The organism is Segniliparus rotundus DSM 44985, from assembly GCF_000092825.1.
Classification (GTDB): Bacteria; Actinomycetota; Actinomycetes; order Mycobacteriales; family Mycobacteriaceae; genus Segniliparus; species Segniliparus rotundus.
The window spans coordinates 431,799-455,261 of record NC_014168.1; the positions used below are offsets into that span (position 1 = coordinate 431,799).

Annotated in this window: 24 protein-coding genes; 11 read left to right on the forward strand and 13 right to left on the reverse strand. The window is 68.5% G+C overall.

Annotated features, from left to right (window positions below; genetic code table 11):
* Positions 1-60: 60 nt before the first annotated feature.
* Positions 61-1,323: a phosphoribosylamine--glycine ligase gene (gene purD / locus SROT_RS02250; RefSeq protein WP_013137392.1), complete on the reverse strand. Its 1,263-nt coding sequence runs from the start codon at positions 1,321-1,323 to the stop codon at positions 61-63.
* Between the two features lie 137 nt (positions 1,324-1,460).
* Between purD and SROT_RS02255 the strand changes: the two genes are divergently transcribed.
* From SROT_RS02255 to SROT_RS02265, 3 genes are all read left to right on the forward strand, one after another.
* The gene (locus SROT_RS02255; RefSeq protein WP_013137393.1) at positions 1,461-1,874 is read left to right on the forward strand and encodes an HIT family protein; all 414 of its coding nucleotides are present in this window, start codon (positions 1,461-1,463) and stop codon (positions 1,872-1,874) included.
* A 139-nt stretch (positions 1,875-2,013) separates the two neighbouring features.
* Positions 2,014-2,499, forward strand: coding sequence for a hypothetical protein (locus SROT_RS02260; RefSeq protein ID WP_013137394.1), 486 nt, complete (start codon positions 2,014-2,016; stop codon positions 2,497-2,499).
* 64 nt (positions 2,500-2,563) lie between these two features.
* Positions 2,564-3,343, forward strand: a complete 780-nt coding sequence (locus SROT_RS02265) for a hypothetical protein (RefSeq protein ID WP_013137395.1) — start codon at positions 2,564-2,566, stop codon at positions 3,341-3,343.
* Here SROT_RS02265 and trpA read toward each other — a convergent pair.
* The 5 genes from trpA to SROT_RS02290 form a co-directional block, all read right to left on the reverse strand.
* A complete protein-coding gene (gene trpA / locus SROT_RS02270) occupies positions 3,340-4,128 on the reverse strand; it encodes a tryptophan synthase subunit alpha (protein WP_013137396.1) in 789 nt (262 codons plus the stop codon). The two genes, SROT_RS02265 and trpA, sit on opposite strands and share 4 nt — an antisense overlap.
* An 80-nt stretch (positions 4,129-4,208) precedes the next feature.
* The gene (gene trpB, locus SROT_RS02275) at positions 4,209-5,453 is read right to left on the reverse strand and encodes a tryptophan synthase subunit beta (RefSeq protein WP_013137397.1); all 1,245 of its coding nucleotides are present in this window, start codon (positions 5,451-5,453) and stop codon (positions 4,209-4,211) included.
* On the reverse strand, positions 5,450-6,265 hold the full coding sequence (trpC, locus tag SROT_RS02280; protein ID WP_013137398.1) for an indole-3-glycerol phosphate synthase TrpC: 816 nt from the start codon (positions 6,263-6,265) through the stop codon (positions 5,450-5,452). The genes trpB and trpC overlap by 4 nt, the downstream gene beginning before the upstream one ends.
* A gap of 75 nt (positions 6,266-6,340) precedes the next feature.
* Positions 6,341-6,904, reverse strand: coding sequence for a Trp biosynthesis-associated membrane protein (locus SROT_RS02285; protein ID WP_013137399.1), 564 nt, complete (start codon positions 6,902-6,904; stop codon positions 6,341-6,343).
* Between the two features lie 37 nt (positions 6,905-6,941).
* Positions 6,942-8,507, reverse strand: a complete 1,566-nt coding sequence (locus SROT_RS02290) for an anthranilate synthase component I (protein WP_013137400.1) — start codon at positions 8,505-8,507, stop codon at positions 6,942-6,944.
* Positions 8,508-8,570: 63 nt separating this feature from the next.
* Here SROT_RS02290 and SROT_RS02295 point away from each other — a divergent pair, with 63 nt between their 5' ends.
* From SROT_RS02295 to SROT_RS02315, 5 genes are all read left to right on the forward strand, one after another.
* A complete protein-coding gene (locus tag SROT_RS02295; protein ID WP_013137401.1) occupies positions 8,571-9,038 on the forward strand; it encodes a peroxiredoxin in 468 nt (155 codons plus the stop codon).
* Positions 9,035-9,301: a hypothetical protein gene (locus SROT_RS02300; protein WP_013137402.1), complete on the forward strand. Its 267-nt coding sequence runs from the start codon at positions 9,035-9,037 to the stop codon at positions 9,299-9,301. Before SROT_RS02295 ends, SROT_RS02300 begins: the two co-directional genes overlap by 4 nt.
* Positions 9,302-9,414: 113 nt before the next feature.
* The gene (locus SROT_RS02305) at positions 9,415-9,660 is read left to right on the forward strand and encodes a hypothetical protein (RefSeq protein ID WP_013137403.1); all 246 of its coding nucleotides are present in this window, start codon (positions 9,415-9,417) and stop codon (positions 9,658-9,660) included.
* Positions 9,661-9,737: 77 nt separating this feature from the next.
* Positions 9,738-10,049, forward strand: coding sequence for a hypothetical protein (locus tag SROT_RS02310; protein ID WP_013137404.1), 312 nt, complete (start codon positions 9,738-9,740; stop codon positions 10,047-10,049).
* Positions 10,050-10,202: 153 nt separating this feature from the next.
* Positions 10,203-10,976, forward strand: a complete 774-nt coding sequence (locus tag SROT_RS02315) for a L,D-transpeptidase (protein WP_013137405.1) — start codon at positions 10,203-10,205, stop codon at positions 10,974-10,976.
* 27 nt (positions 10,977-11,003) lie between these two features.
* Here the strand turns inward: SROT_RS02315 and pgl are convergent, their stop codons facing one another.
* The 5 genes from pgl to tkt all read right to left on the reverse strand — a co-directional run bounded on the left by pgl (position 11,004) and on the right by tkt (position 17,633).
* Positions 11,004-11,711, reverse strand: a complete 708-nt coding sequence (gene pgl / locus SROT_RS02320) for a 6-phosphogluconolactonase (RefSeq protein ID WP_013137406.1) — start codon at positions 11,709-11,711, stop codon at positions 11,004-11,006.
* On the reverse strand, positions 11,708-12,631 hold the full coding sequence (locus SROT_RS02325) for a glucose-6-phosphate dehydrogenase assembly protein OpcA (RefSeq protein WP_013137407.1): 924 nt from the start codon (positions 12,629-12,631) through the stop codon (positions 11,708-11,710). The genes pgl and SROT_RS02325 overlap by 4 nt, the downstream gene beginning before the upstream one ends.
* A 154-nt stretch (positions 12,632-12,785) precedes the next feature.
* On the reverse strand, positions 12,786-14,333 hold the full coding sequence (gene zwf, locus SROT_RS02330; protein ID WP_013137408.1) for a glucose-6-phosphate dehydrogenase: 1,548 nt from the start codon (positions 14,331-14,333) through the stop codon (positions 12,786-12,788).
* Positions 14,330-15,451, reverse strand: coding sequence for a transaldolase (tal, locus tag SROT_RS02335; RefSeq protein WP_013137409.1), 1,122 nt, complete (start codon positions 15,449-15,451; stop codon positions 14,330-14,332). Before tal ends, zwf begins: the two co-directional genes overlap by 4 nt.
* Positions 15,452-15,488: 37 nt before the next feature.
* Positions 15,489-17,633 (reverse strand): transketolase, encoded by a 2,145-nt coding sequence (tkt, locus tag SROT_RS02340; protein ID WP_013137410.1) that lies wholly within the window; start codon positions 17,631-17,633, stop codon positions 15,489-15,491.
* A gap of 273 nt (positions 17,634-17,906) precedes the next feature.
* Between tkt and SROT_RS02345 the strand changes: the two genes are divergently transcribed.
* The 3 genes from SROT_RS02345 to holA all read left to right on the forward strand — a co-directional run bounded on the left by SROT_RS02345 (position 17,907) and on the right by holA (position 21,892).
* Positions 17,907-18,863: a heme o synthase gene (locus tag SROT_RS02345; protein WP_013137411.1), complete on the forward strand. Its 957-nt coding sequence runs from the start codon at positions 17,907-17,909 to the stop codon at positions 18,861-18,863.
* A 171-nt stretch (positions 18,864-19,034) separates the two neighbouring features.
* Positions 19,035-20,894: an AMP-binding protein gene (locus SROT_RS02350; RefSeq protein WP_245535341.1), complete on the forward strand. Its 1,860-nt coding sequence runs from the start codon at positions 19,035-19,037 to the stop codon at positions 20,892-20,894.
* Complete coding sequence (holA, locus tag SROT_RS02355; protein WP_013137413.1) at positions 20,891-21,892, forward strand: DNA polymerase III subunit delta; 1,002 nt, start codon at positions 20,891-20,893, stop codon at positions 21,890-21,892. Before SROT_RS02350 ends, holA begins: the two co-directional genes overlap by 4 nt.
* On the opposite strand, the gene SROT_RS02360 is transcribed toward holA, so the two are convergent.
* Together SROT_RS02360 and SROT_RS02365 are read right to left on the reverse strand one after the other, a co-directional pair.
* Complete coding sequence (locus tag SROT_RS02360; protein ID WP_013137414.1) at positions 21,889-22,308, reverse strand: acyl-CoA thioesterase; 420 nt, start codon at positions 22,306-22,308, stop codon at positions 21,889-21,891. The genes holA and SROT_RS02360 overlap by 4 nt on opposite strands.
* Complete coding sequence (locus tag SROT_RS02365) at positions 22,305-23,444, reverse strand: zinc-binding dehydrogenase (RefSeq protein WP_013137415.1); 1,140 nt, start codon at positions 23,442-23,444, stop codon at positions 22,305-22,307. The genes SROT_RS02360 and SROT_RS02365 overlap by 4 nt, the downstream gene beginning before the upstream one ends.
* Between the last annotated feature and the right edge of the window lie 19 nt (positions 23,445-23,463).

Below are 23,463 nucleotides of genomic sequence, written 5' to 3' on the forward strand. Positions count from 1 at the left end.
TGTGGCCGTTGCTGGCCGCCAACGCGATATCCTCCCGGCGGTGTTGGTTGTTTCCGGTCGTCAGCGCTTTGCGGGGATGGTGACTTCTCCGTTGCTGGCCGCCAACGCGATATCCTCCCGGAAATGCCCACCCGGCAGATGCACCCCGCCCATCCGCTCGTACGCCTGCGCGCGGGCGGCTGTTAGATCCCGACCGAGGCCCACTGCCGTGAGGACGCGTCCGCCTGTGGAGACCAACGCCCCGTCCCGCTCGTCGACCCCGGCGAGGACCAAGCCTTCGCCCAGCGCGCCAGTGATCGTGTCGCCCAAATGCGGTTTGGCGGGGTAATGCTCGGCGGCGAGCACGACGCCAACGGCGTAACCGGGCTCCCACGACAACTCTGATGTCTCCAGGAACGTGCCGTCCGCGACCGAGCGCAGCAGCTGCCCGAACGGGGTGCGCAAAAGAGCGAGCACAGGTTGCGTCTCGGGATCGCCGAACCGGCAGTTGAACTCCACCACGGCGGGCCCGTCGCTTCCGATGGCGAGCCCGGCGTAGAGCAGCCCCGAGTACGCGCAACCGCGACGCAACAGCTCGACCGCGACCGGGCACACGATGTCGTCCACGATCTCGTCCACGGTCTGCTGCGAGAGCCACGGCAGCGGCGTGTACGCCCCCATGCCTCCGGTGTTCGGCCCCATGTCCCCGCTGTAGGCGCGTTTGAAGTCCTGCGCGGGCTGCAACGGCGTCACTTGGTCTCCGTTGACGAGGCAGAACAACGAGACCTCCGGCCCGTCGAGGTACGACTCCAAAAGCACCGGGTGGCCGCGTTCGAGCAGTTCGACCGCGTGTGCCCGCGCGTGCGCGCGGTCTTCGGTGACGACGACGCCTTTCCCCGCCGCGAGGCGGTCGTCTTTCACGACCCAGATCGGCCCGAACCGGTCGAGCGCCGCGTCCAACGACGCGGTCGAGTCGACGGTTTCGCTGCGGGCGGTGCGCACCCCCGCGGCGGCCATCACGTCTTTCGCGAAGCTCTTCGAGCCCTCGATCTGCGCCGCCTGCGCGGAAGGCCCGAAGCAGGCGATTCCCTTCGCGCGGACCGCGTCGGCGGCGCCGAGCACCAGCGGCACCTCTGGCCCGACGATGACCAAATCCGCTTCGAGCTGTTCCGCGAGGTGCGCGACGCTGGCAGGGTCCGCGACGTCCACCGTGTGGTTCACAGCCAGGCGAGCGGTGCCCGCGTTGCCCGGCGCGGCATGGATTTCGCTGACGGCGGGGTCGCGTTTGAGGGCGATGCAGAACGCGTGCTCGCGACCGCCGGAGCCGATGACGAGTACTCTCACGCCCGTGAGCCTACCGGGCGCGGCGGTGGCGCTTCGCCGCTGGCGCCGCTTGCCCGCGCCGCCGCGTGGGCCATCGCGCTCCGGCTCGGACCAGGACCATGGTTCACAGGCGTAGCTTGAGGAGTAGGCTCTGTGCCATGCCTTCTGTTTTCAGCGCGGTGATAGCTGGTGATCTCCCTGGTTACTTCGTGTGGCAGGACGAGGACGTCGTGGCGTTCCTCTCGAACGCCCCCATCTCGACCGGCCACACCCTCGTGGTCCCCAGGCAAGAGGTGGACAACTGGCAGAGCGTCGATCCGGAATTGTTCGGCAAGGTCATGCGGGTCGCGCAGATCATCGGCCAGGCGGTGACGACAGCTTTCGGCGCGCCGAGGGCGGGCCAGCTGATCGCGGGCTTCGAGGTGCCGCATTTGCATGTGCACGTCTTCCCGGCCTGGGGCCTTGGCGACTTCAGTTTCGCGAACGCCGACCACGCCGCGACCGCGGAGCAGTTCGAGGCCGCCGCGCAGAAGATCCGTGCCGCCCTTGCCGGGGAGTCGAATTCTGGCTGATCGTTCGGTTGCCGAATCGCCGCCAGCCCCGGGCGCACCGCCTGGTCTTGGCCCGCGGCGCAATCGCTGGCCTGAGGAGCAGGTCCGTCCGCGTTGGCGCGGACAGGCGATTCGAGCCGCGGTTTTTGCGCTGTGCGTCGTGCTGGTCGTCGCGATCGCCGTGCTCGGCCACCGCATGTGGTTCCCTTCGGCGGAGCCTCGGACCAGCAACCGTGATTTCGAGCAAGCCAAAGCGAACGTCATTCGTGTGACGGCGTGGGTCGCGGGTGTTGCGCGCGACGCCGAGGGAAGGGGCTCGAAACAAGGCTGCCGGGCCGGGACGCTCGGGGAAGGGCCGCCGTGGCTTTGGTCGCAAGAGTACGACCTGCCTTATTCCGAGCAAACGGCCCATGACCTCACGGCCCGGCTGCGCCAGTTGCGCGACGAAGGATGGAGTTACGTCGAGACCAAGCCTGAACTGGAACAGGTCCACACCAAGCTCGGCGTGCAGGTCTCCAACAGCGAACAGGTTTCCATCGACGCGTGGCGCAGCAGCAAGGTCAACATCGAAGACGACGCCAAGGCGGGCGTCGCCCCGCAGCAGCATACGATGAGTATCATCGGTCTCAGCGAGTGCACGAACTGACCTCGCTGTCAGACAGGGGCTGTTCTTGTGATCCGAACGCGCCCCGCATGGTGAGAGGATATCTGTGAGCGCGACACCGGAGCACCCTTCGCGCTCGAAGTCGAACGAGTACCACTTCGACATTCACGGCAAACCCATTGACGCGAGCTGGTGGGCGACCCTGCAAGCGATGGGGGCGCAATACTCCCTTATCTGCCGCAGCGTGGTGCGCGGATGGCTGGTCACCACGGAATGGACCGGCAAAGAGTGGTATTTGCCCAAACAAGGACTGCCCCGGATCTTCCGCACCAATGTGCACGACCCGAAGGGGCAGAACCAGTACTCCGCGCATTGGGGGAGCCGTGAGGAGGCCGCCGACGGCCACGCCTCGGTGGAGGACATGATTCTGCGCGCGCTGCGCCTCGCGGTGGAGGGGCCCGGCGACTGGGACCTCGACGATGAGGAGGCCCCCGACGAGGAGCCGCGCCAGATCGACGGGTACTACGACATCGAAGGACGACTGCTCACATATGAGCAGTTCCGCGCTTTGCGCGCGCTCGGCAGCTGGTACTCCGACGTGGCCCCGAGGGAGCGGCTTTACGGTTGGACGGTCGAAACCATGTGGACCGGATGGGACCGTCAGGAGGAAGACCACCCGGACGAGCGCCCGATGGTGGTGACCACCGAGGTCGACTGCGACTACAAGCATTTCGCCCGAGGCGGTTGGCCTGACGCCAACAGCGCCCGAGTCGGCCATGTCCAGATCCGGGGCCTCGTCGGCCAGTTCGCTCTCGGGCAGCTGTCCCGAGAAGAGATGCTGGTCTGCTTCGACGCCCTGTGGACCCCGCGCCCGCGCGGCGGTTAGTTCCCGCGCACGCCTTCGGCGAGTTCGCGCACCAGCGCGCGCAACGCGTCCTCGCCCTTGCCGAGCGCCGCGACCAGCGCAGAGCCCACGATCACCGCGTCCGCGTAGCCCGCGACATAGCGAGCCGCCGCGCCATTGGAGACGCCGATGCCGACGCCGACGGCGATGCCGCTGGCTTTGCGCACCCGGGCGACAAGTTCGGCGGCGTCCATGGAGACGTCGTTGCGGGCCCCGGTCACCCCCATCGTGGAAGCCGCGTAGATGAAGCCCCGGCACGAGTTCGTGGTGAGGATCAACCGCTCCGGCGTGGACGACGGCGCGACGAGGAAGACACGGTCCAAATTCAACCGGTCAGAGGCTTGGAACCACGCCTCGGCCTCTTCTGGGATGAGGTTCGGCGTGATGAGGCCCAGACCGCCCGCGTTCTCAAGGTCGTCGGCGAAGCGGTCCACGCCGTATCGGAACACTGGGTTCCAGTAGGTCATGACCAGGGCCGGGATATCTTTTTTGCTGAGGTTTTCGACCAGCGGGAACAGGTCTTTGAGCCGGAAGCCCGCCGTCAGGGCGGCGACGGCGGCCGATTCGATCACCGGGCCGTCCATCACCGGGTCCGAGTAGGGGACGCCGATCTCCAGGAGGTCGCAGCCTTCTTCGGCGAGGATTTCGAAGGCGCGCTGCGAAGTTTTCAGGTCCGGGTAGCCCGCCGGAAGGTATCCGATGAGGGCGGCGCGGCCCTCTGCCTGGCAGGCGGCGATGACGTCCGCGGACGAGTTGGGAACGCTCATGCGCAGCCCTCCTGGCCGTTGCGCGGCGCGGGGCGGCGGGCAACGGGACGGGGCTCGGCGGATCGTGGGGCGCGGAACATTTACAGATCCATCCCGAACCACTTGGCGGCGGTGTCGACGTCCTTGTCGCCCCGGCCGGAGAGGTTCACCACGATGACGCTGCCCCCGCCGAGCTCTCGGCCCAACAGGAGGCCCCCGGCCACGGCGTGCGCCGACTCAATGGCGGGAATGATGCCTTCGGTGCGGCACAGCACGTCGAAGGCCTCCATGGCCTGCGCGTCCGTGATCGGCAGGTACCGGGCCCGGCCGGTTTCTTTCAAATGCGCGTGCTGCGGGCCGACTCCGGGGTAGTCGAGCCCTGCGGAGATGGAATGCGATTCCACGGTTTGGCCGTCCTGGTCCTGCAACAGGTACGAGAAGGAGCCTTGGAACACGCCCTCCGAGCCCCCGCCGAGCGTCGCGGCGTGCCGCTCGGTGTCCACGCCGTCGCCTGCGGGCTCGCAACCGACGAGCTGCACTTGGCGGTAGCGCAGGAAGGGGTCGAAGATCCCAATGGCGTTGCTGCCGCCGCCGACACAGGCCACCACGGCGTCCGGGAGCTGTCCGACGTGTTCGCGGACCTGGGCCCTTGTCTCGAGCCCGACGACACGCTGCAGGTCGCGCACCATCATCGGGAAGGGATGCGGCCCGGCCGCGGTGCCGAAGCAGTAATACGTGGTGGCGGCGTTGGTGACCCAGTCGCGAAGCGCCGCGTTGATCGCGTCCTTCAATGTCCGAGAGCCGGTCTTCACCGCCATGACGTGCGCGCCGAGCAGTCGCATCCGCGCCACGTTGAGCGACTGGCGCTCCGTGTCCGTTTCGCCCATGTAGATGACGCATTCCAGGCCCAGCAGCGCGCAGGCGGTCGCAGTGGCGACGCCGTGCTGTCCCGCGCCGGTCTCCGCGATGACCCGCGTCTTGCCCATCTTCTTCGCCAACAGGCCTTGGCCGAGGACGTTGTTGATCTTGTGCGAGCCGGTGTGGTTCAAATCCTCCCGTTTGAGCAGGATGCGCGCCCCGCCCGCGTGCTCAGAGAGCCGTTTCGCCTCGTACAGGGGGGAGGGTCTGCCGACATAATCGCGTTGCAGCGCGTCGAGCTGCGCGAGGTAGTCCTCGTCCACCCGTGCCTTCTCATAGGCGTCGGTGACCTCCTCGATCACTGCCATGAGCGCTTCGGGCACATGGCGTCCGCCGAAACGGCCGAAGTAGCCCCCCGCGTCGGGGTCGTGCTCCGTGCGGACACGGACCCCTTCGCTCGCGGTCGGGAGGGGTTGCGCGGGGCTCATCGCACGGGCCGGGGGCACGACGGGTGCGTCCCGGCGGTGACGAGCTCAGTGAGCGCCGCGAGCGGGTCTGCGGCTGTGACGATGCCCTCGCCGACCAGGACAGCGTCGGCTCCCGCCGCGGCGTAGTTCAACAGATCCGCGGAGCTCTTGCAGCCCGACTCGGCTATTTTGATGACTTCGGCGGGCAGGGCGGGGACGACTCTGGCGAATGTCTCCGGGTCCACCTCGAGGGTTTTCAAGTTCCGGGCGTTGACGCCGATGACGCTTGCCCCTGCTGCGAGCGCGCGCTCTGCCTCTTGCTCGTCATGCACTTCGACCAGGGCGGTCATGCCAAGGCTCTCGACCCGGTCGAGGAGCGAGCTCAGCGCGTTCTGCTCCAAGGCCGCGACGATGAGCAGCACGATGTCGGCCCCGTGCGCGCGGGCCTCATGGACTTGGTAGGTGGTCACGATGAAGTCTTTGCGCAGCACGGGGATGCTCACAGCAGCCCGGACCTCGTCGAGGTCCGCGAGCGAGCCTTTGAACTTGCGCTCTTCGGTCAGGACGCTGACCGCCCTGGCGCCGCCCTCTTGGTAGAGCCGAGCCAGATCTGCGGGGCTCGGGATGTCGGCGAGCGCTCCTTTGCTGGGGCTGGCGCGCTTGATCTCGGCGATGACCCCGACTCCTGCTTCGCGCAACGCCGCCGCGGCGTCCAAAGGGTCAGGGGCGGCGTGCGCCGCCCGCTTGATGTGCGCAAAGTCCTTCGCGGCCTCGCGTGCGGCGACGTCTTCCCGCACTCCGGCGATAATCGTCTCGAGAACGGTGTGCGACATGCCCCAAGGATAGCCTGTCGCGCGTCGTCCCGCGCCAGCGGTTCCGCGCAACGCCGGGATGCGCAGCGTCGGGATTCACAGCGTCGGGTCTTCGCCCGCGTCGAGCGCGGCCCACGCCGAGCGTTCCACCTCGGGACGGTCCTTTTTCGCCGCTGGCGAGTCGAATCGGCTTCCCAGCCCCTGCGCCGCCCGGGCGGCGCGCAGGATGAAAACGCACGCGCCGAGCGCCATCGCCCCCGCGGCCAGGGGCAGCCCCCCGGATGTTCTGCTCACCACGAGATGATCGACCTGGTAGCGCTCGGGCAGGGCGGCCAATCGCGCCGCCTGGGCGGAGTCCGGCTTGTCGGCGAGCCAGTGCGCCCCGGCCCAGACAAGCCCGGCTCCTGCGAGGCCGACCGCGAGAGCCACCGCGCGCAATGTCCAGCCTTTGACCGCGAACACAGCGGGCACGGCGGCGATCAGGAGCAGCGCGAGGGCGATGGTCAGCGGCGCGAAATCAGATCCGAGCACTCGGACGTCGCGCGGGGCGCCCAGCCCGTCGTGCGCGCTGGCCACAGCCCAGGTGGCCCGAGACGAGCCGTACGCGCCCGCCCCGGCGCACACGAGCAGGAGCGAGGCCCACGCCAGCGGGCGCTTCACGGGGACTGCGGCCTCTCCCTCGGCCGCCGCGGCGGCGTCATCCGGCCTCGTTCGGCGAGCGCATCGTCTGCGCGGCGGCGATGGCGGACAGGACGGTGTTCGCTTTGTTCCTGCTCTCCCGGTACTCCGAGGAAGGGTCGGAGTCGAGGACCACGCCGCCGCCGGCCTGCACATAGGCGACGCCGTCTTTGACCACGGCCGTGCGGATGGCGATGGCGGTGTCGGCCTCGCCCGCGAAGTCGAAGTAGCCCACCACGCCGCCGTAGAGGCCGCGCCGGGTGATCTCGACTTCTTCGATGATTTCCATCGCCCGCACCTTCGGAGCCCCCGACAGCGTGCCTGCGGGGAAACAGGCGAGCACCGCGTCGAGCGCCGTTTTGCCCGGCGCGAGCTCCCCGCTCACGGTCGAGACGAGGTGCATGACGTGGCTGTAGCGCTCCAAGACCCGGAACTCGGCCACCCGCACGCTGCCCGGCACGCACACCCGTCCGAGGTCGTTGCGGCCGAGGTCGACCAGCATCAGGTGCTCTGCTTGTTCTTTCGGGTCGTCGGTGAGCTTTTTCTCGAAGAGGACGTCGTCCTCGTTGGTGCGGCCCCTTGGCTGGGTGCCCGCGATGGGCCGGGTCGTCACAGTCCGTCCTCGGGCGGTGAGCAAAGCCTCGGGGCTTGAGCCGACGATGTGGAACGCGGTCTCGCCCGTCTCCGCGGGGACCCGCATGAGGTACATGTGCGAGCTGGGGTTGTTCACCCGCAGCACCCGGTACACGTCGAGCGGGTCCGCGTGCACCGGCATGCTGTAGCGCTGCGACGGCACGACTTGGAACGCCTCGCCCGCTTCGATCTCTGCCACGACTTTCCGCACGTTCTGCCCGTATTCCTCTTCGGTGAGCTGGGAGGAGAAATCGGGGGTCGGCCAGTCGAAGACGGACACGGTGGACGGAGCGTGCGCGGCGAGGTCGGCGGTCATCGCGTCCAGGCGGGCAAGGGCCTCGGCGTACAGCGCGTCCAGGCCGGCTTGGTCCGGCGCTGTGGCGGAGCTGGCAGGCAGGAAAGCGTTGGCGATCAGGGTGATGACGTTCGCGCGGTGGTCGAAGACGGCGAGATCGGTGACGAGCAGCATGGTCATCGTCGGCAGCCGCAGGTCGTCGTGGGTGCGCTCGGGCAGCTGCTCCACCCAGCGCACCGCGTCGTAGCCGAGGTAGCCGACGAGGCCGCTGGTCAGCGGCGGCAGTCCGGGAACGGGATCGGTGGCGAGCGCTCGCACGGTCTGGTCGAGCACGGCGAGCGGGGAGCCTTCGACAGGCACCCCCGCCGGGGGCGTCCCGCGCCAGACGGCCCGCTCGCCCGCCGACGTGAGCGTCGCGCCGGTGCGCACCCCGATGAACGACCACTGCGACCACATTTTGCCCTGTTCGGCGGATTCCAGGAGGAACGTGCCCGCGCGCTCGCCCGCGAGTTTGCGGAACGCGGAGACCGGGGTTTCCGCGTCGGCGAGCAGCCTTCGGGCCACCGGGACCACGCGCCGCCCCTGCGCCAGCGCCTCGAACTCTGCGCGGGTGGTCGTGTTGGAGGGGGCGTTGCCGGTGAGTGCCCTGACAGTCATGAGCGCACATTTTATCGCAGCGCATTGGCCCCGTCGCAGGCCCGAGCGGAGTAGAGTGGGCGGATGGCGTTACAAGTTGGCGATGTGGTGCAGGACTTCGAGCTGCCCGATCAGACGGGCGCGCCCCGCAAGCTCAGCGAGTTCCTGGCTTTGGGCCCTGTGGTGGTGTTTTTCTACCCGAAGGCTTCCAGTCCGGTGTGCACCGCGCAAGCCTGTCAGTTCCGCGACCTCGGCGCGCAATTCCGGGAGCTCGGCGCGCAGCGCGTCGGGATCAGCAAAGACTCTGTGTCCGGTCAGGCCGGGTTCGTCTCGGGCAAGTCGCTGGATTTCCCGCTGCTGTCCGACAAGGCGGGCGTGGCCGCGGCTTTGTTCGGGGTCAAAGGCGGGCTCGGCGGGCTCAGCCCGGTCAAGCGTTCGACCTTCGTGCTCGACCAGACCGGCAAAGTCCTCAAGGCGATTCATCACGAATTCCGGGGCAAGGCGCATGCGGACGAGGCGTTGGCCTTTTTGCAGTCGGTCGTGGCCTCATGAGCGGCATCGCCCGAGCTTCGTCCATCACCGGGTCTGCTCTGTTGGCGGCTTGTGCTGCGGTGCTGGCGCTCGGCGGGCTCGCCGAGCCGAGCCCGGTGCCGGTCCCGCCGGTGCCGCCCGCTGGCGTGGGGGAGCCCGCGGGTCCCGCCCCCAAGGGCACGGTGCCCGTTCTTCAGGGCAATGCGCAGTCGGACTCGGACGACGATGACGACGACGCGAATCCGCCCGAGTCGTCCGCGCCGACGGTCCAACCGCAATCCTGATCCGAGCCCCAAGCCATGATCCGAGCGCTGTTTCCGCTGGTATCATTGGCGACACTCCCGCCTGCTGCTCGCAGTGCGGCCCTCACTGGCACGTCTCGATGGGTGGTTTTTGTATGAAGAAGGCAGCGCATGTCCCCGTCCTCGTCCTCAGCGCCTTCGCGCTGACTTTCGCAGGCCTCGTCAAGCACGAGCCAGTGCCTGTTCCCCCCGTCCCGCCCGCGGGCGGGGAGGACCACGGCGGCGCGGTCCCCGACGACACTCGGCCGTACATACCGAGGGACGACGATGATGACGACGGCGATGACGACGACTCGGACCGGGTCGAGCCGAGCGCGCCGGTCATTCCCCCGCAATCCTGATTTCCCCCTCGCGCAGTCGCAGCTTCCTCTCTACTCTGCTTGTGCCAATCGCCTCTTGTTACAAGGAAGTAAAAACTATGTTTCCCGCCTCCGCTCGCCGGCAGAAACGCCTTTCGGCCGCAGTGCTCGCCTTGGCGGCTTTCGGCATGGTCGTGACCGGCGGCATGTCCGCCGCTGCCGCCTCGGGGGGAGGCTACGGGCCCATCCCCGTCCCGGTGCATCCCATGCCGCAGTCCCCGCCCGCCGGAGCGTCGCCGAAAGCGTTCCATCCGGTGCCCGCCCCGCACGGCACGATCCCGAAGCCCGCTCCCGGCAGTCGCTCGCCTCGGCCGGCAGCGCCCACCGTCGCGCCGGGTGCAGGCGTGGACGACTCCGACGACGACTCGTAGCGAGGGGCGCGGCCCTGTCCAGGGCCTCTTTTTGGTTGCGATTGCGCGCCGATACGGCTCGAGTCGGGCGCCATGAGGCTTCCCGAACGGTGATGGCGGCGTAACCTGAAGCGGCAAGCGCTCATGCGCCGTCTCCAAAAAGGATGTGGGAAGTTGCGGAAAATATTCCAGCGCGCGCTCGTCGGCGCATATGCGGCTGTGGTCGCAATAACGGCGCCAGCCGTCGCTCCTGCCGCCACGGCCTCCGCTGCGAGCGGCGTGCCCGCTGCTGCGGCCGGCGTCGTGTCCGTGTCCCCGGCAGAGGGCGAGACCGTGGGCGTGGCGTTTCCCGTGACGGTTCGTTTCGCCGCTCCGGTGGCCGACCGCGCCGCCGCACAGCAATCCGTCACCTTCTCCACGTCGGGCCCGCACACCCCGGAAGGGTCTTTCCGCTGGCTCGACGACGCCACGATGCGATGGACCCCGACCGGCTACTGGCCGTCGCACGAGACGGTCACCGTGGTCGCCGCCGGTTTTCCGCGCAAATTCCGCACCGGTGCGCAAGTGCTCGCCGTCGCCAGCATCAGCGCGCACACCTTCACCGTGAAGATCGACGGCAAAGTCGTCAAGACAATGCCCGCTTCCATGGGCAGGCCCAAGCACCCCACCCCGGTCGGCTCGTTCACGACGCTGGAAAAACAGAACCCGGTGGTCATGGACTCACGCACGATCGGCATACCGCTCAACAGCCCCGAGGGGTACAAACTCACCGTCTACGACGCGGTGCGTCTCACCTGGGGCGGTGTCTATGTCCACGCGGCGCCCTGGTCGGCGGCCTCGCAGGGCAAGGCGAACGTCAGCCACGGCTGCATCAACTTGAGCACGGACAACGCGGCCTGGTACTACAACACGGTCGGCATCGGGGACCCCGTCATCATCCAGGCGTGACCGAGCAACGGGGCTCCAGCGAAACCGTCAGTCCAGCTGGCTGGCCGCGGCCTCGTCGAGAAACCACACCGTCCGTTCCGAGCCGCTGGCCCCGGCGGAAGGGACGCGCTCCGGCGCGGCGGCGCCGAGGGCGGCTTTGGCCGCTGCTGCTTTCCCCGCGCCGGAAACCAGCAGCCACACCTCTCGCGCTCGGCGGATCGCCGGCAGGGTGAGGGTGATCCGCTCCGGCGGCGGCTTCGGCGAATCGAGGACCGCGAGAACGGGGCGCTCTGTCTCCCGCACTGCCGGGGAGTTCGGAAAGATCGAGTTGATGTGCCCCTCTTCGCCCATCCCCAACAGATGCACGTCAAAGGTCGCGGGCAGGAGTTCGGCATACGCTTGGGCGGCCGCCTCGGGGGTGGGCCAATCGCCTCCGGGGGCGCCCATCGGGAACACCCGCGCCGGGTCCACCGGCACATGGTCGAGCAGCGCCTCGCGGGCCTGGCCCTCGTTGCGTTCGGGATGGCCGAGCGGCACCCAGCGCTCGTCGCCCCAGAACAAGTCGATCTTGTCCCAGGCGAGGTCCGCCCAGCGCAGCGCTTTCAGCAGGCCAATGCCCGCGCCGCCGCCGGTGAGCACCGCCGAGGCCGTGCCGCGTTCGGCGATTGCCTCGCCGACCAGGGCGAGGAACCGTTCCTTGGCGGCCGCGATCAAGTCGTGCAGGTCGGTGGACCGGACGATCTCGACGGTGCTCATGCCGCGGCCTCCTCGTCCTTGGTGACCGACCCGAATCCCTGGAGCGCTTGCTCGTAGACCTCGTCAGGGTCCATGAACCGCAGTTCCTGGGCGAGCAAAGCAGGCACGTCCTGGTGGAACAGGCTCACGGCGCTTTCGGGCCGGCCCGGCCGCACCACCCGGCCGTTGCCCCGGCGGTCCTGGGTCAACGACAGCGTGCCGCCGTGCCGGTGCAACGAGATCTCCAAGCTGCCAGCCCCTCGGCGCACAGGCACCGCAAGCCGCGCGGCGAGCCACCCGGCGACCAGGTCGAGGGTGATCGAGGGTTCGGGGCCGAGCACGACGGCCTCGGTGACCGGCTCATAGTTGGGCTCGTCCAGCGAGGCGGTGAGGATGGAGCGGATCGGCGTCGCCCTGGCCCACACGAGGTCGGTGTCGCCGGGAGCGTAGCCGTGGACGAGTTTGGCGAGCGACGCGGCGGCGTCGGCCGCGGTGATCGAGTTCGTGACCCTTCGCGAGGCCAGGGCGCCGATAGGGTCCTCGGCCGGGACTTCGGGGGCCAGGCCCGGCCACCAGGCCACCACCGGTGTGTCTGGCAGCAAGAACGGGATCACGACGCTGTCGCCGTGGTCGGCGAGCGGTCCGTAGAGCCGCAGCACGACCACCTCCGAAGCCCCTGCGTCCCCGCCGACCCGGATCTGCGCGTCGAGCCGGGTCGCGGCGTAGCGCTGGCCCTTCGCGACGATGATGACCCGGCAGGGGTGCTCGCGGTTCGCGGTTCCCGCGGCGGAGATGGCGAGCTCCACGTCCTCGCCGTCCTCAACGCAGACGACGAGGGTGAGCACTCGGCTCACCGCGGGGTTCCCGGTGGCGGTGCGCAGCGCCACGAGGCGCTTGGAGATCTTCTCCGTCGTGGTGGCGGGGAGGTCGATAATGCTCATTTCTGCCCTCCGAGGCGATGAGACACAAGGGGCGCCGATGGGAAACCGCGGCGCCAGGAGCAGACGCGCCTTGCGTCGGCGGGGCGACTCGGCGCGACGGCGCGCGCGAGAGACGACGACACTGCGGCGGATCGCGCGGCAGGGGCGAAGAACATCATGGCCGCCTCCAGGTCCGGCCGCTGCGGGCCAGCATCTCGGTCGCGCTCTTGGGGCCCCAGCCGCCGGAGGGGTATTGCTCCGGCGCGCCGCCAGCGCCCCAATGCTCAAGGACCGGGTCCAGGATCTTCCAGGACAGCTCCACCTCGTCGGTCACGGGGAACAGCGAGGGCTCGCCGAGGAGCACGTCGAGGATAAGCCGCTCGTAGGCCTCGGGCGAGGACTCGGTGAAGGCCTGCCCGTAGTTGAAGTCCATGTTCACATCGCGCACCCGCATCGCGGAACCCGGCACCTTCGAACCGAACCGAAGGGTGACGCCTTCATCCGGCTGCACACGGATGACCAGGGCGTTCTGCCCGAGTTCTTCGGTCATCGCCTCATCGAAGGGCAAGTGCGGGGCGCGCTTGAAGACCAGCGCGATCTCGGTGACGCGCCGCCCGAGCCGTTTGCCGGTGCGCAGGTAGAAAGGCACCCCCGCCCAGCGGCGCGAGTCGACTTCCACGGTGATCGCGGCGAACGTCTCGGTTGTCGAGTCCGACGCGAAGCCTTCTTCTTCCAGCAGGCCGCACACCTCTTGGCCGCCCTGCCAGCCGCGCGCGTACTGACCGCGCGCGGTGGTCTCGTCCAAAGGGTAGGAGAGTTTCGCGGCGGAGAGCACTTTGGTCTTTTCCGTGGTGACTTCGTGCGCCGCGAAACTCACCGGCTCCTCCATCGCGACCAGCGCGAGCAACTGCAACAGGTGGTTTTGGATCACGTCCCGCGCCGCGCCGATCCCGTCGTAGTACCCGGCACGCCCGCCCAGGCCGATGTCCTCGGCCATGGTGATCTGGACGTGGTCGACGTAGTGCGCGTTCCAAATCGGCTCGAACAGCTGGTTCGCGAACCGCAACGCCAAGATGTTCTGCACGGTCTCTTTGCCGAGATAGTGGTCGATGCGGAAGATCGACCGCTCGTCGAAGACCTCTTTGATCACGCCGTTCAGCTCGATGGCGCTCTCCAAGTCGTGCCCGAACGGCTTCTCGACGACCGCGCGCCGCCAGCTGCCTTCCGGCGGGTGGGCGAGGCCGGTGGCGGAGAGGTGTTTGAACACGACCGGGAAGTCTTTCGGCGGCACCGAAAGGTAGAAGGCGTAGTTGCCGCCCGTGCCCCGGTCCTCGTCCAATCCGCGCAACGCGTCGGCGATCCGCTCGAAGGAAGCGTCTTCGTCAAAGGCTCCCTGGACGAACCGCATGCCTTGGGCGAGCCTGGCGAACGTTTCCTCCCGGAACGGGGTGCGGGCTTTGGCCTGCACGCAGTCTCGGACGAAGTCCGCGAAGCCCGCGTCGTCCCAGTCTCTGCGGCCGAAGCCGACCAGGGAGAAGCTGGGGGAGAGCAGGCCTCGGTTCGCGAGGTCGTACACGGCGGGCATGAGCTTGTGGCGCGAGAGATCCCCGGTGACCCCGAAAACAACGAGGCCGCACGGGCCCGCGATGCGCGGCATGCGTTTGTCGCGCTCGTCGCGCAATGGGTTGGTCCACCCGGCAGGCGGGAGCGCCGCCTTGGTCATCCTCGCAGCCCGTTCAGTTTCTCGGCGGTGGCGTCGAGCAGCTCCTGCCAGGAAGCGATGAACTTCTCCACGCCCTGTGTCTCCAAGACCTCGAACACGTCGTCCATGTCGACACCGGCCTCGGCGAGCTGGTCGAAGACATCGTGCGCGTTCTGCACCTTGCCCACCACGGAGTGCAGACGCACCTCGCCGTGGTCCGCGAAGGCCTCCAGCGTTTTCTCGGGCATGGTGTTCACCGTGTTCGGGGCGACCAGGTCGGACACGTACAGCGTGTCCGGGTAGTTGGGGTTTTTGGTCCCGGTGGAGGCCCACAGCGCGCGTTGCGGGTTCGCGCCAGCGGCTTTGAGCTCCGCGAACTCGTCCGAGGAGAATTTCTGCTGGTACAGCTCGTACGCGAGCACGCCGTTGGCGAGGGCGGCTTTGCCGAGCAGCGCCTTCGCCGCGTCGGTGCCGACTTTGCCCAGGCGCTCGTCCACTTCGGAGTCCACCCGGGAGATGAAGAAGGAGGCGACGGAGTGGATCTTGCTGAGGTCGCGACCGGCCGCCGCCGCCGCTTGCACGCCCGCGATGTACGCGTCGATGACCGCGCTGTGGCGCTCGATGGAGAAGATGAGCGTGACGTTGACGCTCACGCCTTCGGCGATCACCCTGGTGATCGCGGGCAAGCCCGCCTTCGTCGCCGGAATTTTGACGAGCAGGTTCGGGCGGTCGACGATCTTCCACAGCTCGAGGGCCTGGGCGACGGTGCCCTCGGTGTCATGGGCGAGACGGGGGTCCACCTCGATGGACACCCGGCCGTCCACCCCGCCGGAGCGCTCATACACTGGGGCGAACACATCGCAGGCCGCGCGGACGTCGTCCGTGGTGAGCGCGGTGATGACCGCTTCGACGTCCGCGCCTCGGGCGACGATCTCCGAGATCTGCGCCTCGTACGCCTCGCCTTTGGAAAGCGCGCCTTGGAAGATCGTCGGGTTCGTCGTCACACCGACCACGGACCGGGTGGCGATCAGTTCCGCGAGGTTGCCGGTGCGCAACCGGTCACGCGAGAGATCGTCGAGCCAGACCGAGACGCCCGCCTCGCTCAATGCCTTCAGGTTTGCGTTCTGTTGTCCGCTCATACTGCCTCCTTGGTTCGGTGTGATCCGGGGTGATTCGTCAGCTTTTGGCTTTTTCGAGAGACCGCGTTGCGGCGTCCACCACGGCTTGCGAGGTGAATCCGAACTCGCGGAACAATGTCTTCCAGTCCCCCGAGGCCCCGTAGTGCTCGATGGAGACGATCTCGCCCGCGTCCCCGACGTGGCGGTGCCAGGTCAACGCGATCCCGGCCTCCACCGCGACTCGCGCCTTGACCGCGGGCGGGAGGACCTGGTCTCGGTACTGCTGGCTTTGCGCCTCGAACCATTCCACGCACGGCGCGGAGACGACTCGCGCCCCGACGCCCCGGCTTTCGAGCTCCTTGCGCGCCTCCACGGCGAGCTGGAGCTCTGAGCCGGTGCCGATGAGCACCACTTGCGGCTCGGTGGCCTCAGCCTCTTGCAGGACGTACGCGCCCTTGGCCACGCCCTCGGCGCTCGTGCCCGGCAGGATCGGCAGGTTCTGGCGGGAGAGGATCAGCCCGGTCGGGCCGTGCAGCTTGGAAAGGCCGAGCTGCTCGCGGTCCAGCAGGGCGAGCCACGCGAACGCGGTCTCGTTCGCGTCGGCGGGGCGCACCACGTTCAGGTGCGGGATGGCCCGCAGCGCGGCGAGGTGCTCGACCGGCTGGTGGGTCGGACCGTCCTCGCCGAGGCCGATGGAGTCGTGCGTCCAGATGTAGATCGGATCGATCTCCATGAGCGCCGCGAGCCGCACCGCCGGGCGCATGTAGTCGCTGAACTGGAGGAACGTTCCGCCGTAGGCGCGCGTGGGGCCGTGCAGGGTGATGCCGCCGAGGATGGCGGCCATCGCGTGCTCGCGGATGCCGAAATGCAGTGTCCGCCCGTACGGCTGCGCTTTCCACGCTTCGGTGGAGATGCCCGAGGGCCCGAACGAGTCGGAGCCTTTGATGGTGGTGTTGTTGCTGCCCGCGAGGTCGGCCGAGCCGCCCCAGAGCTCGGGGAGCAGGGGGCCGAGCGCCTCCAGCGTGTCGCCGGAGGCCTTGCGGGTGGCCACGTCTTTGTCGCCGACCTGCCATTTCGGCAGCGCGTCGGCGAGCCCTTTGGGCAGCTGGTTCGCGAAGACCCGGTCGAAGAGCTGTTTGCGCTCCGGCTCGCGCGCGGCCCAGGCCTCGAACTGCTGGTCCCATGCTTGGTGCGCCTTCGCGCCCCGCTCGCGCAGGCGCCGGGTGCGCTGCATGACTTCGGGGTCGACCTGGAACTTTTGCTCCGGGTCGAAGCCGAGCTGCTCCTTGACGGCGGCGACCTCTTCGTCGCCGAGCGCCGCGCCGTGGACCGCGCCGGTGTTCTGCAGCTTCGGGGCCGGGTAGCCGATGATGGTGCGCAGGATGATGATCGACGGCCTCGCGGTTTCGGCCTTCGCCGCTTCCAGCGCCGCCTCGATGGCGACGACGTCCTCGCCCGAGTCGACGTGCTGGACGTGCCAGCCGTACGCCTCGTAGCGCTTGGCGACGTCTTCGTCGAAGGCGATCGCGGTGTTGTCCTCGATGGAGATGTGGTTGCGGTCGTAGACGACGACGAGGTTGCCCAGCTGCTGCGTACCCGCCAACGAAGACGCTTCGCTGGTCACGCCTTCTTGCAGGTCGCCGTCCGAGGCCACGACGTAAATGTGGTGGTCGAAGGGGCTCTGCCCGGCGGGGGCGTCCGGGTCGAAGAGGCCGCGCTCGCGCCGGGCGGCGTAGGCCATGCCGACAGCGTGGGCGAGGCCTTGCCCGAGCGGTCCGGTGGTGATCTCCACGCCTTTGGTGTGGCGGTACTCGGGGTGGCCGGGGGTGAGCGAGCCGAACACGCGCAGCTGCTCGATGTCGTCGAGTTCGAGCCCGAAGCCGCCGAGGTAGAGCTGGATGTACAGGAAGAGGCTGGCGTGCCCGCAGGACAGGACGAACCGGTCCCTGCCGACCCAGTCGGCGTCGTTCGGGTCGTGCCGCAGCACCCGTTGGAACAGGGTGTAGGCGAGGGGGGCGAGGCTCATGGCGGTGCCGGGGTGCCCGTTGCCGACCTTCTGGACCGCGTCCGCGGCGAGCACCCGGACGGTGTTCACGGCGCGAGTGTCGAGGTCGGTCCAATCGGCAGGGTAGGCGGCGCGGGTGTGCTTGGCGATGAGAGCGGGGTCCGCCGCGTTCGCGGTGTCCTGAGCAGTAGCTGACACGTTCTTCCTCGGTATTGTGGATCTTCGCAGGTCGCGATCGGTATCTCGTGGTGGAGGCTCCGGTCTGTCGCAGGCAGTCGGCTTCGTGGGCGTTCGACGCCTCCGCTCCCCAGCCTAGCGCGCTCGGATCGTGCTCGTCCGAGCAGCTCGGTGAACTTGGCCAAGTCGTCGGCCGCTCTTGTCGGCGCCGGGGCGCCGGGCCCGATTGGGACTGCGGGCCCGACTCGTCTACCATCGTCTGTAGTAGAACAGCCCATTTTTGCTAGGAGCAACGTGCCGGTCAGCGCGGACCCCGTCGAGCGGGGCGTTTCCGCCCCCTCTTTGGGGGCGGGGCGCGTTTTGGCGTTGGCGCGAGACTATCTCGCCCTCACCAAGCCGAGGGTGATCGAGCTGCTTTTGGTGGCCACGATCCCTGTGATGCTGCTCGCTCATCGGGGGACGGTCGATCTGCGCCTGATCCTGGAGACGCTGTTCGGGGGATGGCTGGGCGCGGCGAGCGCCAACACGCTCAACTGCGTGGTGGACGCGGACATCGACAAGGTGATGGACCGGACGAAGAACCGCCCGCTCGCGCGAGGGGCGATGAGCCGCCGCGCGGCCCTTCTTTTCGGCCTCGGACTGGGTTCGGCCTCGTTCTTGTGGCTGTGGCGCTCGGCGAACCTGCTGGCGGCCTCGCTGGTTGTGGCCACCATCGCTTTCTACGTTTTGGTCTACTCGATGTTCCTCAAGCGCCGCACCTCGCAGAACGTCGTCTGGGGCGGCGCGGCCGGCTGTATGCCCGCCTTGGTCGGCTGGGCCGCCGTGACCGGCTCGTTGGACTGGCCCGCGCTCGTCGTCTTCATGGTCATTTTCTTCTGGACTCCGCCGCACACCTGGTCCCTGGCCATGAAATACCGCGACGACTACTCCACGGCCGGGGTGCCGATGCTCCCGACGGTGGCCGACGAGCGTCTGGTCGCCAAACGCATGGTTTGGTACACATGGGCCACGGTGCTGACGACGTTCGCGCTGATCCCGGTCGTCGGCCTGTTGTACGCGGGGGTGGCGATCGCCGCGGGTTCGTGGTTCCTCTACGAGGCGCATCGGCTGAGCGCGGGCCTCGCGGCCGGGCGCCCGGTGACCCCGTTCCGGCTGTTCTTGCAGTCCAACAACTACCTTGCCGCAGTGTTCGTCGGGCTTGCCGTCGATTCCGCGCTGGCGTGGCCGACGGTTGCGAGCCTTCTTTCGTGACCTGCTTCTCACCTGTCTCTTTTCGGCGGGCGACCTTCGTCACGATTCTCCGCGTAGTGGTACCGTGAGTTGTGGTTGCACGCACAGCAAGCGGCCACAGCATGGCGTTGTTACAGTCATTTCTGTTGTGTCCTCGGCCGGAAAGCCCGGATGAAGAAGGGATTGGTGCAGGTGAGCGCGACTTCCAAAGTTCGTTCTCTGATCGACTTGGCGAAGGACGTGGCTGTCGCAGCCGCAGTCGGAGTTCGCGCGGGGATGATACCCCTGCTCCCCGTACCACGTCCGGATTACGCGTTGCGCCTGGTGAAGGGCATTGACACGGTCGGCCCCGTCGCCGCCGCGGTGGTGGCGAACGCCGCCTTCACGCCGGACAAAACCGCTTTGATCGACGAGCACGGATCGCTGACTTGGAAGGAAGTGAACGAGCAGGCGAACGCCTTGGCGCGCGGTTGGGCCGCGCAGGGCCTCAAGGCGGGCGACAGCATCGGCTCGATCTCGCGCAACCACCGGGGCTTGGTGCTCACGATGGTCGCCGCGGGCAAGATCGGTGTGAAAGTCTTGCTGCTCAACACAGGTTTCGCCGCGCCGCAACTGATCGACGTCATGGCGCGCGAAGGCGCCAAAGCCATCGCGTTCGACAGCGAGTTCGCCGGCATCATCCACCGGCTTCCCCCGGAAGTGCTCCGCACATTGGTCTGGGAGGGCGGCGAGGACCCGGCCGCGACGGCGGGGCTGCCGACGGCGGAGTCGGTCAGCGCGGGCCACAGCCGGGAGAACCTGCCCAAGCCGGAGTGCCTTGGCGGGTTCACCTTGCTCACCAGCGGCACCACCGGCACCCCGAAGGGGGCGCCTCGGGGCAAGGTCAACCCGATCGGCTCGGCCCAGTTCTTGCACCGGGTGCCGTTGCGCGGGGGGCAGCGCTTCCTCGCGACCGCTCCGCTGTTCCACGGCACCGGCCTCTCGCAATTCATCCTCGCGCTCGTGCTGCGCCACACCGTGATCCTGCAGCGCCGCTTCAACCCCGAGCAGACCTTGCAGCTCATCGAGCGGCACAAGGCGCAAGTCCTCGTTGTGGTGCCGACGATGCTCCAACGGATTATCGACCTGCCCAAGGAGACGCTGGACAAGTACGATGTGAGCAGCATCCAGGTCGTTTTCGCGGCGGGCTCGGCCCTGTCCCCGGACCTCTCCACCCGGATCATGGACCATTTCGGCGACACCCTGTACAACCTGTACGGGTCGACCGAAGTCGCCGTCGCGACGGTCGCGCAGCCGTGGGAGATGCGCGCGGCCCCCGGCACAGCCGGACGGCCTCCGGTCGGCGTCAAGCTGGCGCTCCTGGACGAGCACGGCAAGCGCATCACCGAGCCCTTCAAGGAGGGCCGCATTTTCGTGCGCAGCATGCTCTCCTTCAACGGGTACACGGACGGGCGCAACAAAGAGATCATCGACGGCCTCATGTCCAGCGGCGACGTCGGCCACTTCGACGACCTCGGCTTGCTCTACGTCGACGGCCGTGACGACGACATGATCGTCTCCGGCGGCGAGAACGTCTTCCCCCAGGAGGTTGAGCACCTGCTGACTGAGCACCCCGAGGTTTTCGAAGTCTGTGTCATCGGCGTGGACGACGACGAGTTCGGCAAGCGGCTGAAGGCGTATGTGGCCAAGGCTGAGGGCTCGGGCCTGGACGCCGAGGGCGTGCAGGCGCACGTCAAAGCCCACCTCGCCCGGTACAAAGTGCCCAAAGAGGTCGTGTTCGTCGACAAGCTGCCCCGCAACGAGACCGGCAAAGTGCTGCGCCGCATGCTGCTGGACGAGCACAACAAAGCAGTGTCCTGCGCCAAAGAAGCCGCTGAGAAACAGTCGGCGCCCTCCGCGACCGCCGCGCGGGAAACCGTCGAGCGAACAGCCCAGGCGATGCAGTCCGGCCCGTCCGCGCTGCCGGCGCAGGACGCCACGCCCGCGCAGCAGGAGGCCGCGGCAGGCGGATCTGTTCCGACTCAGAGCGCCTCGGCCGCCCAGCAAGGGTGACCAAGGGCCTGCACCTTGTGCTCGGCGACGAGCCGCTCCTTGTCGAACGGGCAGTCGCCTCGGTGCTTCGCGAAGCCCGCGCGCACGACGGCTTTGTCGGCGGCGGGGTGGCGGCTCCGGTGATTTCGCGGCTGCGCGCAGGCGACGCGACAGCGGATCTGCTCGCCGAGCTGACAAGCGCGTCGTTGTTCGCCGAGCAACGGGTGCTCGTTCTCGAAGAAGCGCAGCAAGCAGGGGCAGACCCGTGCGCGCGCATCCTCGACCTGGCCCGAGAACAAGACGAATCAGTCACTGTGGTGGTCTGCCATTCCGGGGCGGCGCGCAACCGGCCTTTGGTGAACTCGTTGCGCGAACTGGGAGCGCAGACGCACGCTTGCGCGAAGCTGACCAGGGCGGGGGACCGGCTGGACTTCGTCCGCGCGGAATTCCGCGAGCACGGGGTGCGCGTCCCGCCTGCCGCTGCGCAAGCCCTGTTGGAGTCGGTCGGGTCCGATCTGCGCGAACTCGCCCGCGCGTGCTCGCAGCTCGCTTCGGACACCGGGGGAGTGGTGAACGTTGAAGCGGTGCGCCAGTATTTCCAAGGGAAAGCGGAGGTGAGCGGTTTCGACATCGCCGATCTCGCGCTCGGCGGGGAAACAGCCGGCGCGCTCGCGGCGGCGCGCTGGGCGCTCACCAGCGGCGTGGCGCCGGTGCTCATCGCGGACGCGCTGGCCGAGTCGGCCCTGTCGTTGGCCAGGGTCGCGGCGGCTGGCCGCGCGAGCCCGGAGGCGCTCGCGTCGAGCCTCGGGATGCCGCCGTGGCGGGCCAAGAAAACCCAAGGCCATTGGCGGATTTGGAGCTCCGGCGGCAACGACGAGCAATCGGCGCTGCGCCGCGTGGACCGTGCCCTGCGCTTAGTGGCCGAACTGAACGCGGACGTGAAAGGCGCGGCGGCGGACATTGATTTCGCGGTGGAGTCCGCCGTGCGGCAGATCGCGGGATTGGCGCGCTCCGGTTAGGAGCCGAGCCGCCGCACCGCTTGCCGGACCGGCTCGGGCACCGGGACCGGCGTGCGGGTCACAGCGTCGACGTAGACGTGCGCGAACCGTCCGAGCGCGGCGGGCTCGTCGTCGCCAGCTGTGAAAACAGCGAGCCGGTACACGACGCTGCGCTCCCCGAGGCGCTCGCAGGCGATGCCCACTTCGAGCTGGTCGGGGAAGCTGAGCTGGCGCAGGTAGCGGCACGAGGTTTCCGCGACCACGCCGATGGCCTGCAACTCGCGAGTGTCCATGCCGGTCTCGCTCATCAGCCAGGCGTTCACCGCTGTGTCGAAATACGAGTAGTAGGCAACGTTGTTCACATGCCCGTAGTGGTCGTTGTCCGCCCAGCGGGTGGGCACCGGCCAGCGGGTCGTGAAGGCGGGCGCGTCGCTCATGCGCCCCTCCCGTGAGGGAGTATCACTTGCCGCACGGCGCTCCCGTCGGCGAGGCGGTCCATCGCCTCGTTCAGGTCCGCCAAGGCGAGGGTGTGGCTCTTGAGCTTCTCCACGGGCAGGGCGCCGTCCCGCCAGAGCCCGATGAGGGCGGGGACGTCCTGTTGCGGGTCCGCCGAACCCATATACGAGCCGATGGCGGATTTGGACTCGCCGACGAAGGAGACGGCGGGCAAGGCGAGTTCTTCGGTCGAGGGCGGCAGCCCGATGAACACGGCGGCGCCTCCCCTGCCCGCCAGTTCGAATGCTTGCCGCATGACGGCGGCCTTGCCTGCCGCTTCGAACGCCCACCGGACGCCCAGGCCGCCCGTGGCGTCCGCGACCACGGCAGCCGCGTCCTGCGGGGCCGCGGCGTGGGTCGCGCCCAGCTGCAGAGCGAGCTCCCGTTTCGCCGGGACTGGGTCGATCGCGATGACAGGTGCTGCCTGCGCGGCTTTTGCTCCGAGCACTGCGGCCAAACCGACGCCGCCGAGCCCGATGACCGCCACGCTTTCTCCCGGCGCGACGGCGGCGGTGTTGCGCACAGCCCCGAAGCCGGTGAGCATCGCGCAACCGAAGAGCGCGGCGATGTCCATGGGCAGGTCGCGGTCGACGACGACGGCGGAAGACCGGTCCACAACAGCGTGTTGGGCGAATCCGGACACCCCGAGGTGGTGGTGCAGGGAGCCGCCGATCGCGTCGGTGATTCTGCGTCCGCCGGAAAGCAAAGAGCCCGCGCTGTTGGCTTTGGCCGCCGCCGCGCACAGGGTGGGCTGTCGCCGCGCGCACGCGGGGCACCGGCCGCAGCTGGGCATGAAGACGAGCACCACATGGTCGCCCTCGCGCACGTCCCGCACGTCCGGCCCGACGGCGGCGACGACACCAGCCGCCTCGTGCCCGAGGGCCATCGGCAAAGGACGGGGCCGGTGGCCGTTGATGACGGAAAGATCGGAGTGGCAGACCCCGGCGGCCTCAATGCGCACCAGCAGCTCGTGCGGGCCTGGCTCGGCGAGGTCCACCTCTTCGAGCGCAAGCGGCTTGGAAACGGCGTAGGGTTGCGGTTCGCGCTCGTGGCGCAGCACAGCGGCGAGAGTTTTCATGCGGGCGCAAACTCGTCGA

Excerpts from the sequence above, each read along its gene's own strand:
- SROT_RS02360 (WP_013137414.1), bottom strand. The coding sequence starts at position 22,308 with ATGAGCGACGCGCCCGCCTTCACGACCCGCTGGCCGGTGCCCACCCGC.
- trpB (WP_013137397.1), bottom strand. The coding sequence starts at position 5,453 with ATGAGCCCCGCGCAACCCCTCCCGACCGCGAGCGAAGGGGTCCGTGTC.
- SROT_RS02255 (WP_013137393.1), top strand. The coding sequence starts at position 1,461 with ATGCCTTCTGTTTTCAGCGCGGTGATAGCTGGTGATCTCCCTGGTTAC.
- SROT_RS02365 (WP_013137415.1), bottom strand. The coding sequence starts at position 23,444 with ATGAAAACTCTCGCCGCTGTGCTGCGCCACGAGCGCGAACCGCAACCC.
- pgl (WP_013137406.1), bottom strand. The coding sequence starts at position 11,711 with ATGAGCACCGTCGAGATCGTCCGGTCCACCGACCTGCACGACTTGATC.
- SROT_RS02305 (WP_013137403.1), top strand. The coding sequence starts at position 9,415 with ATGAAGAAGGCAGCGCATGTCCCCGTCCTCGTCCTCAGCGCCTTCGCG.
- SROT_RS02310 (WP_013137404.1), top strand. The coding sequence starts at position 9,738 with ATGTTTCCCGCCTCCGCTCGCCGGCAGAAACGCCTTTCGGCCGCAGTG.
- SROT_RS02300 (WP_013137402.1), top strand. The coding sequence starts at position 9,035 with ATGAGCGGCATCGCCCGAGCTTCGTCCATCACCGGGTCTGCTCTGTTG.
- zwf (WP_013137408.1), bottom strand. The coding sequence starts at position 14,333 with ATGACCAAGGCGGCGCTCCCGCCTGCCGGGTGGACCAACCCATTGCGC.
- trpC (WP_013137398.1), bottom strand. The coding sequence starts at position 6,265 with ATGTCGCACACCGTTCTCGAGACGATTATCGCCGGAGTGCGGGAAGAC.
- SROT_RS02290 (WP_013137400.1), bottom strand. The coding sequence starts at position 8,507 with ATGACTGTCAGGGCACTCACCGGCAACGCCCCCTCCAACACGACCACC.
- tal (WP_013137409.1), bottom strand. The coding sequence starts at position 15,451 with ATGAGCGGACAACAGAACGCAAACCTGAAGGCATTGAGCGAGGCGGGC.
- SROT_RS02295 (WP_013137401.1), top strand. The coding sequence starts at position 8,571 with ATGGCGTTACAAGTTGGCGATGTGGTGCAGGACTTCGAGCTGCCCGAT.
- trpA (WP_013137396.1), bottom strand. The coding sequence starts at position 4,128 with ATGAGCGTTCCCAACTCGTCCGCGGACGTCATCGCCGCCTGCCAGGCA.
- SROT_RS02325 (WP_013137407.1), bottom strand. The coding sequence starts at position 12,631 with ATGAGCATTATCGACCTCCCCGCCACCACGACGGAGAAGATCTCCAAG.